A 17,158-nucleotide genomic window follows, 5' to 3' on the forward strand; every position below is an offset into this window, starting at 1 on the left:
CTCTGCCGTTCGGCGGATGCAGATGTCGCCGGGCGGCGGGCGCATGATGTCGGCGGGCTTCCCTAGGCTCGATCCCGTGGCACTCCCGAACACCTCCGCGCCGCCGCGCCTTCGCCGTACCAGGGCGAGCGCGGGCACGATCACGCTCTACATCGTGGGGATGCTGTTCGACACGTTCGCGATGATCAACGTGCCGGGGGCGGTCTCGCTGCCCGCGACGCCGCAGGGCGAGACGGCGCTGAGCAACTTCGGAACGCTGCTGTTCCTCACGGTGATCGCCGCGTGGGTGACCGTGTTCTGGCGGCGCAGACTTCCGATCCTCGCGCTGCTCGCCGGCGCCGCGCTCGCTCTCATCGGCGTCTCGTACGTGCTGCTGCTCATCGGTGCGGTCGGCTGCGTGCGCCGACGCCCGGCCTGGACGCCCTGGGTCGCGATCGGCGCGACCACCGTGGTGATCCTGTTCGCGATCCGCGAGTCGCTCACCGGCTGGGGTGCGGCGCTGCCGTGGATGTTCACCTCGCGCGCGGACGCTCAGTACGAGCCGGTCTGGATCGCCGCATCCTTCATCTGGGCAGTGATCTCGCTCGGGGTGGCGGTCGCCGTCGTGATCGTCGGGCGGGCCCGCGATCGCGCGCGCCGCAGCGACGTGCGCGCCGACGAGGAGCACCGCCGTGCCGATGCGCTGAACGAGCAGATGGTGCGGCAGTCCGAGCGCGCGAGCATCGCGCGGGACATGCACGACTCGCTCACGAACAAGCTGGCCGTCATCTCGCTGCACGCCGAGGCGCTCGAGCAGACGACCACGGAGGGGGACGCCGGCGAGATGGCGCGCACCCTGCAGCAGCAGGCACGCGCGGCCCTCCACGATCTGCGCGGCCTCATCGGCGATCTGCGCACCGAACCGGGGCGGTCCTCGACCGCGCCGGCGACCATGAGGGCGCTCGGAGCGCTCGTGGGCGAGTTCCGGGCGGCCGGTGCCCCGATCAACGCGTACATCCTGATCGAGTCCCCGGAGCGGGCGTCGACGCAGCTCCAGGGCGCGACTTACCGCATCGTGCAGGAGTCACTGACGAACGCGGTGAAGCATGCGCCGCGGGCCCCCGTGGATCTGCACGTCCAGGTGGATCCGGCGGAGGGTGCACGGATCCGCATCGTCAATCCGCTGACGCCTGGCGCCTCCTCCGGCATCCCCGGCGGCGGGAACGGGATCCTCGGTGTGCGAGAGCGGGCCGAGGCGCTCGGCGGCTCCGCCTGGGTCGGGCCCTACGAGGGGCAGTTCATCGTCGATGTCACGCTGCCCTGGCAGGAGATGTCCTGACGGTGCCGGGGTGTCGGCAGTCGCCGATACTGTCGGAGAGTGACCACAGCTGACTCCTCGGCTCCCGTCAGGGTGCTCCTTGTCGACGACGACCCGTTCGTGCGCAGAGGGGTCCGTTTCGTGCTGCAGTCCGACCCGGGTATCGAGGTGGTCGGCGAGGTCGCCGACGGCGGCGCCGCGATCGAGTTCGTGCGCGCGCACCACCCCGACGTGGTGCTGATGGATGTGAGGATGCCGGGCGTCGGCGGCGTCGAGGCCACGGCCGCCATCGTGGCGCAGTCTTCTTCTCGGGTGCTGGCGATGACGAGCTTCGATTCGGAGGATCAGCTGCTGCAGATGCTGATCGCCGGAGCCACCGGATACCTGATGAAGGACGACTCGAAGCGGTTCGCCGAGGGTGTGCGTCAGACGGCAGCCGGCGAGACGGTGGTGTCGGGTGCGAGTGCCGCACAGCTGGTGCGCCGAGCACTGGGGAACGACGGCGGCGCCGGTCGTCAGGATGCGCTCGCCCGGATCGCGCGGCTCACCGAGCGCGAGCTCGCGGTGGCGGTGGGGGTGGCGTCCGGCGCGACCAATCAGCAGATCGGTGCCGACCTGCACATCGCGGCCGGCACCGTGAAGACGCACCTCGAACAGATCTCGGTGAAGCTCGAGGTGCGTGGCCGGATGCAGGTCGGCATCCTCGTCGAGAGGGCCGGGCTGGGTCCCGCGCAGGTCTAGGGGGCGACGTCGGTGCCCAGGCGTAGTGTCGGTGCCGATGGATGACGAGAGACTGACCGACCGACTGATCCTGCGCCGCCCGACCGATGCCGACATCGATCCGATCCACGAGATCTTCTCCGATCCACGGGTCTGGGAGCACTTCCCGACCCTCCGGCACGTCGAGCGCGCGACGACCGCCCGCATGCTGACCCGCTGGCAGGAGCGCTGGGACGAGATCGGCCTGGCATCGTGGATCGTGCGGTTGCAGGAGACCGATGAGGTGATCGGAACCGGCGGCTGCACGCTGCTCACCGGGGCGTCCGAGCAGGCGGACCTCTGGAATCTCGGGTACCGGATCTCGGCGGATCACCACCGCCGCGGCTATGCGACCGAGGTCTCGCGCGCCGGCATCGCAGCGGCGCGGAATCGGCGCCCCGAGACGCCGATCATCGCCTTCCTCGTCGAGCACAACGCGGCCTCGGCCGCGGTCGCCGAGAAGGTCGGGTTCTCGCTCGTGCACCGCGCGCCGGATGCCGGGAACCCCGACCCGTCGGTGATGCGCCTGATCTACGCGGATCGGCCGCTCACCGATGCGCAGCTCGAGACCGCGCTGCGCTGATCACGCGCGCGGCCCGCGCGCGGCGTGAGACCTCGACCGCGGGGCGAGGTTTCCGCGAGGTCTCGACTTCTGCACGAGACCCGCGTTCGGCGCCGGGAGTCTGATGCAGAACTCGGGGTCTCACGCCTTGGTCGTCGGTGATATAGTCCATCTGGACTAATCGAGGTGGGATATATGGCAGCGGATGTGAAGCTCACGCCCCTGGGCGCGATGGTGCTCGCGCTGCTGCGCGAGGGCGACATGCATCCCTACGAGATGATGCGCCTGCTCCGGCAGCGCCGGGACGACCGCATGGTCAAGGTCACGAACGGGACTTTCTACCACACGGTCGGACGCCTGGAGCGGGAGAGGCTCATCGCCGAGGTGGGCGTGGATCGCGACGGCAACCGGCCCGAGCGCACCACGTACACCTTGCAGCCCGCAGCATCCGAGGTGCTCGAGGAGTGGGTGCGTGCGGGGCTCTCGCGCACGGACCGCTCGCCCGAGTTCCGCGTCGCGCTCGCCGAGGCGCACAACCTGTCGCGCGCTGAGGTCACCGACCTCATCGCATCGCGTCGCGCCGCTCTCGCCGTGCAGAGCGAGGCGATCGACGCCGCTCTGCACAGCGCCGGCGAACGCGGGGTCCTTGCGCAGTACCTCATCGAGGCGGATCGGCACGCGGCCCTGCTGCGCGCCGAACTGACCTGGACCGACGGTTTCCTCGACGCGCTCGCGGAGACCTCCTACGCCTGGGGAGACGACGAGCTCTCCACCCAGCATCGCGCCGCCAAGGCGGCCCAGCGAAAGGCAGCATCCGAATGACAGACATGACTCCGCCAGGGGCGGATGCCGCGGCATCCGCCCCTTCCGGCGCGCCGAAGGCGGGCACGCCGACGACCGGCACCTACGCCGTCGGTCACAAGCCGCGCAGCCCCTGGCCGGCCCTCTGGGCGCTGGTCATCGGGTTCTTCATGATCCTGGTCGACACGACGATCGTCTCGGTGGCGAACCCCGCCATCAAGGCCGCCCTCGACCCGAGCACGAACAACCTCGACAACGTCGTGTGGGTCACCAGCGCCTACCTGCTCGCGTATGCGGTGCCGCTGCTGATCACCGGCCGCCTCGGCGACCGGTTCGGCCCGAAGAACATCTACCTCATCGGTCTGGTGATCTTCACGCTGTCGTCGCTGGCCTGCGGCCTGTCCACCGACCTCGAGATGCTGATCGCGTTCCGTGCGGTGCAGGGTCTCGGCGCGGCGTTCATGACGCCGCAGACGATGGCCGTGATCACCCGCACCTTCCCGCCCGAGCGCCGCGGTGCGGCGATGGGCCTGTGGGGCGCGACCGCGGGCGTCGCCACCCTGGTCGGCCCGCTGCTCGGTGGCTTCCTCGTGGACGGCCTCGGCTGGGAGTGGATCTTCTTCATCAACGTGCCGGTCGGCATCATCGGCTTCGTGCTCGCCGTCATCCTGGTGCCCCGCCTGAAGACGCACCCGCACCGCTTCGACTACATCGGTGTCGTGCTCAGCGCCGCCGCGCTGTTCCTCATCGTGTTCGGCCTGCAGGAGGGCGAGAAGTTCGACTGGGGTCCGATCTGGGGCCCGATCACCGTGTGGGGTCTGATCGCCGCCGGTGTCGTGCTGCTGATCGTCTTCGTGCTGCAGCAGTGGAGGACCAAGAGCGAGCCGCTGGTGCCGCTGGGCCTGTTCAACGACCGCAACTTCTCGGCCTCCAACGTCGCGATCGCAGCCGTCGGGTTCACCGTGACCGGCATGTCGCTGCCGTTCATGTTCTTCCTGCAGCTTGCCCGGGGGCTGACACCTACCGAGGCCGCCCTGCTGATGGTGCCGATGGCCGTCATCTCGGGTGTGCTCGCCCCGTTCGCGGGGTCGCTGCTCGACCGGGTCGACCCGCGGTTCATCCTGATCCCCGGTCTGCTCTGCGTCGCCGGCGGCCTGCTCTGGAACGCGTCGATGATGAACATGGACACCCCGATCTGGATGTTCCTGCTGCCCTCGGCGCTGATGGGAATCGGCAACGCCGGCATGTGGGGGCCGTTGGCCACCACCGCGACCCGTCGCCTTCCTCCGCGCCAGGCCGGCGCCGGTGCGGGCATCTACAACACCACCCGCACGATCGGCTCGGTGGTCGGCTCGTCGGCGATCGCCGCGTTCATGCAGGCCCGCCTCGAGGCGAACCTGCCCGGCCTCGACAAGGCGCCGGCCGGGATCGGCGGGGGCGGGCAGCTGCCCGACTTCGTCGCCACGGGCTTCTCCACCGGCATGGCGCAGACCATGCTGCTGCCCGCCTCGATCATGGTGATCGCCCTGGTGGCATCCCTGTTCCTCGGCAAGTACACGCCGAAGCCGGAGGACGAGCTGCGCTGAGCGCACGCGACGAAGGCCGCCGGGAAGCCCGGCGGCCTTCGTCGTCCCCTCCGGCCCTCGTCAGCGCGTGGAGAACGCCGCGTCGAATGCCGCATCCGACGGGCGGTACGACGACAGCTTCCGCACGAAGGCGAGCGCCTCTGGGGCGCCGACCAGCCGGTCCATGCCCGCGTCCTCCCACTCCACCGACAGCGGGCCCTCGTAGCCGATCGCGTTCATCATGCGCATCGCGTCCTCCCACGGCACGTCGCCATGGCCGGTGGAGATGAAGTCCCAGCCGCGGCGCGGATCGGCCCACGGCAGGTGCGACGAGAGGCGGCCGTTGCGGCCGTTGCCGAGCCGCTTCTTCGTGTCTTTGCAGTGCACGTGGTAGATCCGGTCCTTGAAGTCCCACAGGAAGCCCACCGGGTCGATGTCCTGCCACACCATGTGCGACGGGTCCCAGTTCAGTCCGAACGCCTCGCGGTGCCCGATCGCCTCCAGCGCGCGCACGGTCGTCCAGTAGTCGTAGGCGATCTCCGACGGATGCACCTCATGCGCGAAGCGCACCCCCACCTCGTCGAACACGTCGAGGATCGGGTTCCAGCGGTCGGCGAAGTCCCGGTAGCCGGCCTCGACCATCTCGTCGGTGGCGGGCGGGAACATCGCGACGTACTTCCAGATCGACGAGCCGGTGAACCCGGTGACCGTGCTCACCCCCAGCTTCGCCGCCATCCGCGCGGTGTGCTTCATCTCCTCCGCCGCGCGCTGCCGCACGCCCTCGGGGTCGCCGTCGCCCCACACCCGGTCCGAGAGCATGCCGTGGTGGCGCTCGTCGATCGGGTCGTCGCACACGGCCTGACCCTTGAGGTGATTCGAGATGGTCCACACCTGCAGTCCGTTGCGCTCGAGGATGTCGCGCCTGCTCTGCACATACGCGTCGTCGTCCCATCGCCAGGGATCCAGGTGGTCGCCCCAGCAGGCGATCTCCAGCCCGTCGTAGCCCCACTCGCCGGCGAGCCGGCACACCTCCTCGAAGGGCAGATCGGCCCACTGCCCGGTGAACAGGGTGATCGGTCGAGACATCTTCGTCGTCCTCTCTCAGGTCCCGGATGCCGGGAACGTTACACGTCGGTCCACATGGCGCTCGCCGCCGAGCTGCGCTCGACGGCCGCGAGCACGCGCTGCACCTGGAGTCCGTCGGCGAATGTGGGATGCGGGTCGGTGCCGGCCGCGACGGCCTCGACCAGGTCCCTGACCTGGTGCGAGAACCCGTGCTCGTAGCCGAGCATGTGCCCGGCGGGCCACCAGCCCGACAGATACGGATGCTCGGGCTCGGTGACCAGGATGCGGGTGAAACCTGCGGTGCGCGGATCGGCGGTGGCGTCGAAGAAGCGCAGCGCGTTGAGGTCCTCGAGGTTCCAGGACAGGGCGCCGCGATCGCCGGAGATCTCGATCTCGAGCGCGTTCTTGCGTCCGGTGGCGAAGCGGGTCGCCTCGAAGGCGGCCAGTGCGCCGCCCCGCAGTCGTCCGGTGAACATCGCGACGTCGTCGACCGTCACCGTGCCTCGTCCGGCGCCCGCGGTGCCGCCGAGGCCCACCTGCGCTCCGAGCAGCGGGCGCTCCGCGACGAGGGTTTCCGTGGTGCCCGCGACCCGCTCGACAGGCAGGCCGGTGACGTACTGGGTCAGGTCGATGGCGTGCGCGCCGATATCGCCGAGAGCGCCGGAACCGGCACGTTCTCTCTCCAGTCGCCAGGTCATCGGCGACTCCGGGTCGCTGAGCCAGTCCTGCCGATAGGTGGCGCGCACCTGTCGCACGGTGCCGATCCGCCCCTCGGCCACCAGGTCGCGCATCAGGGTGGTGGCGGGCACTCGACGGTAGGTGAATCCCACCATGGCCAGGGCACCCCCGGCGCGGGCTCGGGCGGCGGCATCCGCCATCCGCTCCGCCTCATCGACCGTGTTGGCGAGCGGCTTCTCGCACAGCACGTGCTTGCCGGCATCCAGTGCCGCGACGGCGATCTCCGCGTGCGAGTCACCAGGGGTGACGATGTCGATCACGTCGATGTCGTCGCGCTCGATCACCCGTCGCCAGTCGTCCGCCACCTCGGTCCAGCCCCACTGTGTGGCCGCGGCGGTCGTCCTGTCCCGATCGCGGCCGACCAGCACGGCCATCCGCGGTCGCATCGGCAGGTCGAAGGCCGCAGGCGCCTGACGCCAGCCGACCGAGTGGGCGGCCCCCATGAATCCGTGGCCGATCATCGCCACGCGCAGGTCAGTAGTCATGTGCCCCTCCCCGGGGTGAGGTGGGGGCGCTGCCGCCCCCACCTGCGACGGTCAGGACTCGAAGGCGAGATCGATGAACTGGTCGACGTTGTCCTTGGTCACGACCGGTGCGTCCAGCACGATCCGGAACGGCACGCTGGGCGTGATCAGGTCGCTCATGGTCTTCTCCTGGGCGACCAGGCGCGCCAGCGCGATGCCGTCGGCGGCCTGCGTCGAGGGGTAGATGACCGTCGCCTTGATGACGCTGTCGTCGGCCTTGATCCTGTCCATCATGTTGACGCTGCCGGCGCCGCCGACGAGGAAGAACTCGTCACGCCCTGCGGAGTCGATGGCGGCCATGACGCCCACACCCTGGTCGTCGTCGTGGTTCCAGATCGCGTCGATCTTGGGGTTCGCAGCCAGCAGCTGCGAGGCGGCGCTCTCGCCGCCGGCGACGGTGAAGTCCGCGGCTACGCGGGCACCCACGTCGAGGCCGCAGTCGGCGAGAGCGTCCTTGAAGCCCTGCGACCGGTCCTGCGTGAGCGGCAGCGAGTCGATGCCGGCGATCTCGGCGACCACCGCATCCTTCTTGCCGTCCAGCTGCTCGCAGATGTAGCTGCCCGCACTGGCCCCCATGCCGTAGTTGTCACCGAGGATGGTGACGCGCGAGGCGGCCGTGTTCGAGAACTCACGGTCGACGTTGATGACCGGGATGCCGGCATCCATCGCCTTCTTGGCAACCTCTGTGAGAGAGGCGCCGTCGGTGGGCAGCAGCACGATCGCGTCGACCTTCTCGTTGATGAACTGCTCGACGGCGGCGATCTGCGCGTTGACGTCGTTGGTGCCCTCGGCCTGCCGCAGGTCGACATCGTCGAAGCCCTCGGCAGCGGAGACCGCACCGGAGTTGATGGCGCCGAGCCAGCCGTGGTCGGCCTCGGGGCCGCTCCAGCCGATCACGACCTTGTCGCCGCTGGCGGCGTTCTGGTCGCTGGTGGTGCCCTTGCGGTCGTTGTCGGCGTCTCCGCCGTCGGACGTGCAGCCGGCCAGAAGGGTCACGGCGAACACGGCCGCGGCCGCCGCCATCAGCGGGCGAAGTCCGCGGGTGCGCATGCTGTGCATGGTCTTTCCTCCTTGAAATGCGATGCAGTGAAGTGCGTTGAGTTCCAGTGCGATGCGGTTCCGCGGCGATCAGGACGGGGACTGTGCAGGAGCGCTGGCACGGCCGACGATAACAGAACTCGATCTGCAGCGCACGGCTTTTGCATGAATATCAGCAAAAGTGAGACCAAATGCGCGGCTGCCCGGAAATCAGGCGTGGAGGCGTCGTTGGCGTGGCGGTCGCGCTTGTTGTCAGAGTCAGCCGGAAGACACTGGATGAACCGGAACTGGCATGTTATGTTCCTCTCGTGATCAAAGATGACCAGTCACCGGCATTACTGGAGATGCGCGGTGTGGAGAAGAGCTTCGTCGGCGTGCATGCGCTGCGCGGCGTCGATCTCGATGTGCGCGCGGGCGAGGTGCACTGCCTGCTCGGCCAGAACGGCGCGGGCAAGTCGACGCTGATCAAGACGCTCGCGGGGGTGCACGTCCCGGACGGCGGCGAGATCCGCTGGCGGGGCGAGGCAGTCGAGATCGGCGACCCGCAGAGCGCGATCTCGCTGGGCATCTCGACGATGTACCAGGAGCTCGACGTCGTCGACGGACTGACGGTCGCCGAGAACGTCTTCCTCGGGCACGAGCTCGACAGGTTCGGCCTCACCCGGCGCCGCGAACTGACCCGTGCGACGCGCGGCATCCTGCAGCGGCTCGGGCACGGCGGGCTGTCACCGCATGCCGAGGTCGGCTCGCTCAGCGCGGCCGAGAAGCAGATCGTCAGCATGGCCAGGGCGCTCTCGCACGACACCCGGCTGATCATCATGGACGAGCCGTCGGCCGTGCTGGACTCCGAGGAGGTGCGCAACCTGTTCGCCGTGATCAAGGAGCTCACCGCGCAGCAGATCGCCGTGATCTACATCACGCACCGCCTCGAGGAGATCCGGGAGATCGGAGACCGGATCACGGTGCTGAAAGACGGAGCGACCGTCGCGAACGATCTGCCCGCAGCCGACACCGCGACCACCGACCTGATCCGGCACATGACCGGCCGCACGGTCGAGCACGTCTTCCCGCCCGCGCAGCCGATCGCGCCGGATGCCCCTGTGCTGCTCGAGGTCGACGGTCTCGGCCTCGACGGCGTCTTCGACGACGTCTCCTTCTCCGTGCGCGCCGGCGAGATCGTGGGGCTGGCGGGGCTGGTCGGGTCGGGACGCAGCGAGATCCTGGAGACCGTCTACGGTGCGCGCCGTGCCACTGCAGGGACGGTGACCGTCGCCGGCCGGAGGATCCCGCGCGGGTCGGTGCCCGCAGCGGTGGCGGCGGGTGTCGGCCTCAGCCCGGAGGAGCGCAAGTCGCAGGGGCTGGTGCTCGGCGAGCCGATCTTCAAGAACATCACGCTGTCGTCGTTCGCGCGGTTCGCGCGGGGATCCTGGCTCGACGAGAAACGCGAGATCGCGGTCGCGGAGGAGCAGATCTCCGCCCTGGAGCTGCGCCCGGACGACCCCGAGCGCCCCGCGGCAACGCTCTCCGGCGGCAACCAGCAGAAGATCCTGCTCGCGCGGTGGCTGGTGCACGGCAGCCGGGTGCTGCTCCTGGACGAACCGACCCGTGGCGTCGACGTCGGCGCGCGCTCCGAGATCTACGCGCTGATCCGGCGCCTTGCCGCAGAGGGCGTAGCGATCGTCGTCGTCTCCAGCGAGATCGAGGAGGTGCTCGGCCTCGCCGACCAGGTGCTCGTGATCGGCGACGGCCGAGTCCTCGACGCCCTCCCGGCTTCCCAGATCGACGAGCACGGTGTGCTCGAGACCGTCATGAAAGGAGTCTCCGCGTGAGCTCTCCCACTGTCTCCGGACCCTCACCCGCATCCGATTCCGGCACCGCGCCGCCGGTGCGCGGGAGCGGGTCGGTGCTGAGCCGGCTGATGTCCGGTGCCGCCGGGCGCAACCTCGGCCTGGTGCTGGCGCTCGTCCTGCTGATCATCGTCGGCGCCGTCACGTCCGACAACTTCGCGACGTTCCCGAACGCGCTCGTGATCCTGCGGCAGGCGTCGATCGTCGGCGTCGTCAGCATCGGGGCCACCTTCGTGATCATCGCCGGCGGCATCGATCTCTCCGTCGGCGCGGTGATGGCTCTGGCATCGGTCGTGGCATCCCTCGCGGCGGTGCAGATGGCGGCCAAGGGCAGCCACTGGATGCTCACCGTGCTGGTCGCCGTGCTGGTGGGGCTGGCTGCCGGGATCATCAACGGCGTGGTGATCGCCTACGGCAAGGTCGTCGCGTTCATGGCGACCCTCGCGATGCTGGTGAGCGCCCGCGGGCTCGCCGAGATCCTCGCGAACAAGCGCACCCTGGTGATCTCGGACCGGGGTTTCGTGCGTGCTCTGAACGCCGACTTCCTCGGCGTCGACGTGCTGATCTGGATCTTCCTCGTCGTCGCCGTCGTCGGGTGGCTGATGCTCAACCGCACCACGTTCGGTCGCCGCACGGTGGCGATCGGCGGCAACCCCGAGGCCGCTCGGCTCGCGGGCGTCAAGGTGCGCTGGCACACCCTCTGGCTGTACGCGTTCGCGGGGCTCACCGTCGGCATCGGTGCGGTGATGATCATGGGCCGCACCACCGCGGGCACCTCGACCCACGGCACGCTGCTCGAACTCGACGTGATCGCCGCGGTCGTCGTCGGCGGGACGCTGCTGGTCGGCGGGCGCGGCACGATCACCGGCACGGTGCTGGGTGTGCTGATCTTCGCGACGCTGACCAACGTGTTCGTGCAGAACAATCTGAGTTCGTCGGTGCAGGCGGTGGCCAAGGGAGCGATCATCGTGGTCGCGGTGCTGCTGCAGCAGCGGTTCGCGCAGAAGCGCGTCGCACGAAAGGCGGCCGCGTAGAATTCGGCATCGGGATGCCACGGCGCCGGACGCGCTGCGGGGCGGATGCCGATCGACAGAAGCAGGGAGACCCATGGGAGCCAGTGTGAGTCCGGTCGGCGTCGGCGAGCTGTTCCAACTGCTGCGTGACGGTGTGCCGCGCACCCGCGCCCAGCTCGCCAAGGCCACAGGTCTCGCCAGGTCGACGGTCGCCGCGCGTGTGGACGAGCTCATGCAGGCGGGTCTCATCACCGCGGTCGCCGACGCCACCTCGACCGGAGGGCGCCCGCCGTCGCAGTTCGCGCTCAATCCCGCGGCGAAGGTGGTGCTCGCCGTCGACATCGGCGCCTCGCACACCACCGTGGCGGTGTCGGATCTCACCGGCAGCATCCTCTCCGAGCGCACAGGTCAGATCGAGGTCGCGCGGGGGCCTGAGGAGGTGCTGACCTGGGTCGCCGAGACCGGGACGGCGCTGATCGCCGAGGCCGGGCTCGGCCTCGACCGTATCGCCGCAGTCGGCATGGGCGTGCCAGGGCCGGTGGAGTACCCTGCAGGGCGCCCGACGAACCCGCCGATCATGCCCGGCTGGGACAGGTTCGACGTACCGGGGTGGGTGCAGCAGCACCTGCAGGTGCCGGTGCTGGTCGACAACGACGTGAACATCTCGGCGCTGGGAGAGCGGGCCGTCGCGTGGCCCGGCGTCGACCACCTGATCTTCGTGAAGGTCGCGACCGGGATCGGCGCCGGCGTCATCTCGGGCGGGCGTCTGCTGCGCGGAGCGCAGGGCATCGCCGGGGACATCGGCCACGTGCGCGTCGCCCGCGGCTCGGACGTTCCCTGCCAGTGCGGAAATCGCGGATGCCTGGAGGCGCTGGCCTCCGGCCCCGCGATCGCCCGCGCTCTCATGGCGCTCGGCGTCGAGGCTCGTACCGGCGCCGATGTCGTCGAGCTGGTGAAGGCCGGCAATCTCGAGGCGATCCAGGCGGTGCGTCAGGCCGGGCGTGACATCGGCGAGGTGCTCACCGCTTCGGTGAGCCTGCTGAATCCGTCGGTGATCTCCATCGGGGGCGCGATGTCGCGGGTGGGCGAGCATCTGATCGCCGGGGTCCGCGAGGTCGTCTACACGCGGTCCACGCCGCTGGCGACCGAGCATCTGAGCATCGCTCCCGCGGCGACGGCAGGGCGGGCGGCGGTGATCGGCGCCAGCATGCTGGCCGTGGAGCATGCTCTCTCGCCCGCCATCCTGCCGCAGAGCTTCGCGCTGAACGGCTGAGTCGCCGGCAGAACGGCCGGTGCGCAGGAAGCGGATGCCCCGTCACGGGACATCCGCTTCTCCGCTTCTGATCTCAGCGACCGCTTCTGTCGCCCCCGCGAAGACCCTCGATCGCCGCGAAACTGCGCTCGGCGTTGCCGAGCGAGTTCAGCGGGTTCGGCGGCACGGCAGTGGTGGCGGCGTTGTCCTGCTCGTACATCCCCCAGCGCTGCCCGCGGTTGCGCAGCGGAGAGAGGAATCTCGCGTAGTCGATGTCACCCGCGCCGAACTCGATGATGTCGTAGCCCATCGGGTTGTCGGGGTTCAGCTTGCCGTCCTTCAGATGCAGCAGCGGAAAGCGGTCGGGGTCGCGGAGCACGTAGTCGATCGGGGTGAAGCCGGGGAACAGGTGCTGGCCGACATGCGCCCAGTACACGTCCATCTCGAACGCGACGTGGTCGCCGTCGAACTCATCCCAGAGCAGGTCGTAGACGCGGCGTTTCGGATCATCGCTGGTGAAGCCGAACTCGCCGTAGTGGTTGTGGATGTAGAGCCGGATGCCTTCGGCCGAGGCCGTTGAGCCCATCTCGTTCCAGGTCTGCGCGGCCGACGTCCACGCCGAGACCGTGGTCGCGTCGCTGAAGCCGCCGGCGATCGGGCCGCCCTGGCCGAGGTGTTTCATGCCGAGCTGGTGGGCGATCTCGAGCTGTTGGCCGAGGTTGGCGGGGGTGAGGGTGACGTGCGATCCGGTGGCGCGCAGTCCGTTGTCGTCCAGGAGCCGGCGCAGGTCGGCGATCGTGATGGCCCCGACGTTCCCCTGCGTGTACCCGGCGAACTCGACCTCGGTGAAGCCGGCGTCGGCGAGCTCTTCGAACACGGCGCGGAAGCCGAGGGAGGAGACCTTGTCGCGCACCGTGTACAGCTGGATGCCGATGCGGTTCTTCGGCACCAGGCGGGGTCCGTTGCCTGCCGCAGCATTCGGAACGGATGCCGCGCCGGCTGCGGAGGCGCCGAAGGCTGCGCCTCCGAGGCTGACGGCGACCGATGACGCGGCCAGTGCCTGGAGCATGGTGCGGCGGCTCATCGGCTTCGCCGAGATGGTCGGGTGGGCGTGATCGTGGTGCATCTGCGTGTCCCTTCAGAGGAGGACGGCTCGCGCCGAGGTCCGACGGCATCGTCGGGCCCGATCCTCAGCTTAGAGATCTTCTGCTTAACGTCAAGCAAAAGTTGTTGAATGGCCGGTTAGTATTGTTTGATCACAGATCAAAGGGTCAGTTCAGCAGCATGACACCGGCCTGAGCGATCAGAGCGAAGACCGCCGACCACAGCACGATCGAGACCAGAGTCCAGACGATCACCCTGGTGCGGTTCGCGCCGAGCGAGACCAGGATGCTGGAGGTGAACTGGTTCGGCACGATCATGGGGCCGAGCAGGCTGACGCCGGGGACGCCGAAGCGCTCCAGCATCCTCTTCACCTTCTGCTTGCGGGCGGAAGGCTCCTCGGTGTCGGCGACGGCTGAGCCGCGTCGAGCGAGCACCTTGCGGCGTGCGGCGGATGCGGCGAACACGAAGGCGAGCATCGAGATCGCGTTGCCGGCGATCGCGGCCAGCATGGCGACCGGCACGGGCAGGCCGGCGACCACGCCGATCAATGTGCCGAAGTGGGACTCGACGAAGGGGATGGCAGCGGCGGCCATCACGCCCAGCCACTGCAGCCAGATGGGAAGGGACTGGGTGAAGTCGACGAGTGCGTCGTGCATGGTTACCTCCGGTGTAAAGTGTGTTTGACATGGAAAGCATGCTTTACATTCCGGAGGTGTGTCAAGTTGGCTTTACATTTCGGGCGTGCTGCCCTACGGTTGAGACGTGCGCAGCAGGGTCAAAGAGCTCAGAACCGAGCGCGGACTCTCGCAGCAGGCGCTCGCGGTCGCGGTCGGGGTCTCGCGGCAGACGATCAACGCGATCGAGACCGGTCGTTACGACCCCTCGCTGACGCTGGCCGTGCACCTGGCGCGCCACTTCGGCTCCACCGTGGAGGAGATGTTCGATGTCGACGGATGAACCGGACGAGACGCCTCGGCGCCGCTGGCCGATGTCGCCGGTGAACACCGCTCTCGTCGCACTGTGCCTCATCGGGTCGGTACTCTCCTACGCGCTCGGCGCGACCGTCGTCGGCACCTCGCTGCTCGCCGGCGGAGTCATCGGCGGGATCGGTGCCGTCGCCGCTCGCCGGGGCAGTTCTGGCGACCTGGAGCGCGTGAACGCGCTGGAGTGGGCCGACGAACGCGACCGTGCTGCCGGGGTCAAGGGCCTCGCCGTGGTCGGTGCCGTGGCGCTCGTGCTGAGCGTCGTGCAGCTCGCCGTCGTCGCGCTCACCGATGTCGGTCAGACCGCGCGCTTCATGGCGATCGGCATGTTCCTCGCGCTCGCCGCCTGCTGGTTCTTCGCGAACTGGTTCTTCGTCCGTCGCGGCTGAGCACGTCCGGCATGGTGAGATGGGGGATGGCAATCGCTCTCTCGTCACCCTCGCTCGATCTCGCCGATTCCTGGGCGGAGGCCGTCACCGAGTTCGGCGGCGTGCACATCGACGGTGCCGGACTCAGCGACGACATCACGCCCGATCGAGCGGCGGCCGAGTCGTTCGTCGGGATGGCGGAGCTCTACGGGCGTCGGGGCGCCCAGCTGCCCGACGGCCACGTGCCCTGCGACTACTACTGGATCACCGACGGCGACGAGGTCGTCGGCTTCATCGCCTTCCGTCGTGAGCTGAACGACTTCCTGCGCCGCGTCGGCGGGCACATCGGATACTCCGTGCGTCCGTCGCGTCGCCGCGAGGGCATCGTGAAGACGGCGCTCGCGATGGTGCTCGACAGGGCGCGTGCGGACGGGTACGACCGCGTCATGATCACCTGCGACGACGACAACCCCGGTTCGTTCCGCACGATCGAGGGCGCCGGCGGCGTGCTGCAGGACGTCATCGACGCGAGCGAGAACGGCCATCCCCTGCTGCGGCGGTACTGGGTCGCGCTGTAGCCGGATTCGCCACCCCCAGTGCCGACGGAGCGTCGAGTACGCCTCAACGCCGGACTTCACGCGCAGTCGTGTCGCCCCGATCTGCCCGGCCTGAACGGCGGAGGTGGAGATGCCCACGGTGTTCAGGCACGCGGGGTGGGCGGCCAGTCATCGTGCCGCTCAGCTGGTTGCCGACTCGCGGCGGCGGATGCTGCGCTGCGCGCCGACTGGCGTCTGAACGGTGCCGATGACGGGATTCATCGGCCTCAGCCGGATGAGGACATCTCCGTCGCCGGACTGCTCACCGGGCCTACTCGGCGACGCGGGCGGCGATGTCGTGGCGGAAATGTCCGCCGTCGAGCGTGATGCGGCCGAGCGCGTCATAGGCGCGCGCGCGGGCCGTGCCGAAGTCGGATGCGGTGGCGACGACGTTCAGCACACGGCCGCCGGATGCCACGAGGGCTCCGCCCGGAGCATCCGGTCCTGCCGTCGCGGCGTGCACGAGCCGGACGCCCTCGACGGCTGCGGCCTCCGCGAGTCCCTCCAGAAGGCGACCGGTCTGCGGCGCCTCCGGGTAGCCTTCGCTCGCGAGCACGACCGTGATCGCGACCTCGTCCGAGAACGCGGGCTGCGGCTCGTCCTCGAGGGTGCCGGATGCTGCGGCCAGCAGCAGCCGCGACAGCGGCGTGCGCAGGCGCGGCAGCACGACCTGGGTCTCGGGGTCGCCGAAGCGCGCGTTGAACTCGATGACCTTCACGCCGGTGTCGGTGAGGATGAGGCCGGCGTAGAGCAGCCCGATGAACGGGGTGCCCTCGGCGTCGAGCTGGCGGATGACGGGCAGCGCGACCTCGTCGGTCACCTGGGCGACGAATGCCTCCTCGCCGCCGAAGCGCTCGTCCAGCCAGGGGAGGGGCGAGTAAGCACCCATGCCACCGGTGTTCGGGCCGGCATCGCCGTCGTAGGCGCGCTTGAAGTCCTGCGCGGGGCTGAGCGCCCGCACGGTGTCGCCGTCGCTGAGGAAGAACAGCGACACCTCTTCGCCGGAGAGGAACTCCTCGATCAGCACCGGGCCGTGCGGCAGGTAGTGCTCGGCGTGCGCGAGCGCCTCGGCGCGGTCGCCGGTGACGATGACGCCCTTGCCGGCGGCCAGGCCGTCGGCCTTGACCACGTACGGGGTGCCGAGGTCGTCGAAGGCCTGCTCGACCTCTGCGACCGTCGCGGCGCGCACCGCGCGGCCGGTCGGCACACCCGCGGCATCCATGATCCGCTTCGCGAACGCCTTCGAGCCCTCCATCTGCGCGGCCGCCCTGCCGGGGCCGAACACCGGGATGCCGCGCTCGCGCAGCACGTCGGCGACGCCGGCGACCAGCGGGGCCTCGGGGCCGACGACGACCAGGTCGATGCCGTTCTCGTTCGCGAACTGCTCGACCGCCGAGCCGGACAGCATGTCCAGATCGACGAGCGTCGCGTCCTGTGCGATGCCGGCGTTGCCGGGCGCCGCGTAGATGTCGTGGGACGTGTCCTCGGAGCGCAGGGAGAGGATGATCGCGTGCTCACGCGCGCCGGAGCCGAGGACGAGGATCTTCATGCCGTCAGCCTACCGGCGGGGTCTGCGCACAACCCGTCGTGCGTCAGGGATGCTTTTCGGCGGTGCACGGGCTCTGGACCGCCGAAACCCATCCCTG

Annotated in this window: 17 protein-coding genes; 11 read left to right on the forward strand and 6 right to left on the reverse strand. The window is 69.4% G+C overall.

What is annotated here, in order from left to right; translation table 11 throughout:
- Positions 1-76: 76 nt before the first annotated feature.
- The 5 genes from ACFVDO_RS16855 to ACFVDO_RS16875 all read left to right on the forward strand — a co-directional run bounded on the left by ACFVDO_RS16855 (position 77) and on the right by ACFVDO_RS16875 (position 5,005).
- The gene (locus tag ACFVDO_RS16855) at positions 77-1,318 is read left to right on the forward strand and encodes a sensor histidine kinase (RefSeq protein ID WP_378857863.1); all 1,242 of its coding nucleotides are present in this window, start codon (positions 77-79) and stop codon (positions 1,316-1,318) included.
- Positions 1,319-1,357: 39 nt separating this feature from the next.
- Complete coding sequence (locus ACFVDO_RS16860) at positions 1,358-2,038, forward strand: response regulator (protein WP_378857862.1); 681 nt, start codon at positions 1,358-1,360, stop codon at positions 2,036-2,038.
- A 37-nt stretch (positions 2,039-2,075) separates the two neighbouring features.
- Positions 2,076-2,639, forward strand: coding sequence for a GNAT family N-acetyltransferase (locus ACFVDO_RS16865; RefSeq protein ID WP_378857861.1), 564 nt, complete (start codon positions 2,076-2,078; stop codon positions 2,637-2,639).
- Positions 2,640-2,813: 174 nt separating this feature from the next.
- Positions 2,814-3,440: a PadR family transcriptional regulator gene (locus ACFVDO_RS16870; protein ID WP_378857860.1), complete on the forward strand. Its 627-nt coding sequence runs from the start codon at positions 2,814-2,816 to the stop codon at positions 3,438-3,440.
- Positions 3,441-3,445: 5 nt separating this feature from the next.
- On the forward strand, positions 3,446-5,005 hold the full coding sequence (locus ACFVDO_RS16875; RefSeq protein WP_378857859.1) for a DHA2 family efflux MFS transporter permease subunit: 1,560 nt from the start codon (positions 3,446-3,448) through the stop codon (positions 5,003-5,005).
- 60 nt (positions 5,006-5,065) lie between these two features.
- Here the strand turns inward: ACFVDO_RS16875 and ACFVDO_RS16880 are convergent, their stop codons facing one another.
- Genes ACFVDO_RS16880 through ACFVDO_RS16890 form a run of 3 tightly spaced genes read right to left on the reverse strand, consistent with a single transcriptional unit; the run spans position 5,066 to position 8,370 of the window.
- Positions 5,066-6,070 carry a sugar phosphate isomerase/epimerase family protein gene (locus ACFVDO_RS16880; protein WP_378857858.1) on the reverse strand — a complete coding sequence of 335 codons (1,005 nt, stop codon included), beginning with the start codon at positions 6,068-6,070 and terminating at the stop codon, positions 5,066-5,068.
- A 38-nt stretch (positions 6,071-6,108) separates the two neighbouring features.
- A complete protein-coding gene (locus ACFVDO_RS16885) occupies positions 6,109-7,272 on the reverse strand; it encodes a Gfo/Idh/MocA family protein (protein ID WP_378857857.1) in 1,164 nt (387 codons plus the stop codon).
- Between the two features lie 51 nt (positions 7,273-7,323).
- Positions 7,324-8,370, reverse strand: coding sequence for a substrate-binding domain-containing protein (locus ACFVDO_RS16890; RefSeq protein WP_378857856.1), 1,047 nt, complete (start codon positions 8,368-8,370; stop codon positions 7,324-7,326).
- A 323-nt stretch (positions 8,371-8,693) separates the two neighbouring features.
- Between ACFVDO_RS16890 and ACFVDO_RS16895 the strand changes: the two genes are divergently transcribed.
- The 3 genes from ACFVDO_RS16895 to ACFVDO_RS16905 all read left to right on the forward strand — a co-directional run bounded on the left by ACFVDO_RS16895 (position 8,694) and on the right by ACFVDO_RS16905 (position 12,482).
- Entirely contained in the window at positions 8,694-10,178 is a 1,485-nt protein-coding gene (locus tag ACFVDO_RS16895) for a sugar ABC transporter ATP-binding protein (protein WP_378857895.1), read from the forward strand.
- Positions 10,175-11,230 carry an ABC transporter permease gene (locus tag ACFVDO_RS16900; RefSeq protein ID WP_378857855.1) on the forward strand — a complete coding sequence of 352 codons (1,056 nt, stop codon included), beginning with the start codon at positions 10,175-10,177 and terminating at the stop codon, positions 11,228-11,230. The genes ACFVDO_RS16895 and ACFVDO_RS16900 overlap by 4 nt, the downstream gene beginning before the upstream one ends.
- Positions 11,231-11,303: 73 nt before the next feature.
- Positions 11,304-12,482 carry an ROK family protein gene (locus tag ACFVDO_RS16905; protein WP_378857854.1) on the forward strand — a complete coding sequence of 393 codons (1,179 nt, stop codon included), beginning with the start codon at positions 11,304-11,306 and terminating at the stop codon, positions 12,480-12,482.
- A gap of 73 nt (positions 12,483-12,555) precedes the next feature.
- Here the strand turns inward: ACFVDO_RS16905 and ACFVDO_RS16910 are convergent, their stop codons facing one another.
- Together ACFVDO_RS16910 and ACFVDO_RS16915 are read right to left on the reverse strand one after the other, a co-directional pair.
- On the reverse strand, positions 12,556-13,587 hold the full coding sequence (locus ACFVDO_RS16910; protein WP_378857853.1) for a sugar phosphate isomerase/epimerase family protein: 1,032 nt from the start codon (positions 13,585-13,587) through the stop codon (positions 12,556-12,558).
- 145 nt (positions 13,588-13,732) lie between these two features.
- A complete protein-coding gene (locus ACFVDO_RS16915) occupies positions 13,733-14,221 on the reverse strand; it encodes a hypothetical protein (RefSeq protein WP_378857852.1) in 489 nt (162 codons plus the stop codon).
- A gap of 106 nt (positions 14,222-14,327) precedes the next feature.
- On the opposite strand from ACFVDO_RS16915, the gene ACFVDO_RS16920 reads away from it, so the two are divergent.
- The 3 genes from ACFVDO_RS16920 to ACFVDO_RS16930 are packed head-to-tail and all read left to right on the forward strand — an operon-like array spanning position 14,328 to position 15,494.
- Positions 14,328-14,522, forward strand: coding sequence for a helix-turn-helix transcriptional regulator (locus tag ACFVDO_RS16920; protein ID WP_378857851.1), 195 nt, complete (start codon positions 14,328-14,330; stop codon positions 14,520-14,522).
- The gene (locus ACFVDO_RS16925; RefSeq protein WP_378857850.1) at positions 14,509-14,937 is read left to right on the forward strand and encodes a hypothetical protein; all 429 of its coding nucleotides are present in this window, start codon (positions 14,509-14,511) and stop codon (positions 14,935-14,937) included. Before ACFVDO_RS16920 ends, ACFVDO_RS16925 begins: the two co-directional genes overlap by 14 nt.
- Positions 14,938-14,963: 26 nt before the next feature.
- Positions 14,964-15,494 (forward strand): GNAT family N-acetyltransferase, encoded by a 531-nt coding sequence (locus ACFVDO_RS16930; protein ID WP_378857849.1) that lies wholly within the window; start codon positions 14,964-14,966, stop codon positions 15,492-15,494.
- A 289-nt stretch (positions 15,495-15,783) separates the two neighbouring features.
- Here ACFVDO_RS16930 and purD read toward each other — a convergent pair whose 3' ends face one another.
- Positions 15,784-17,061, reverse strand: coding sequence for a phosphoribosylamine--glycine ligase (purD, locus tag ACFVDO_RS16935; protein WP_378857848.1), 1,278 nt, complete (start codon positions 17,059-17,061; stop codon positions 15,784-15,786).
- Positions 17,062-17,158 lie beyond the last annotated feature (97 nt).

Origin of the sequence: Microbacterium sp. NPDC057741, assembly GCF_042798735.1 — a bacterium.
In the GTDB taxonomy this organism is placed as follows: Bacteria; Actinomycetota; Actinomycetes; order Actinomycetales; family Microbacteriaceae; genus Microbacterium.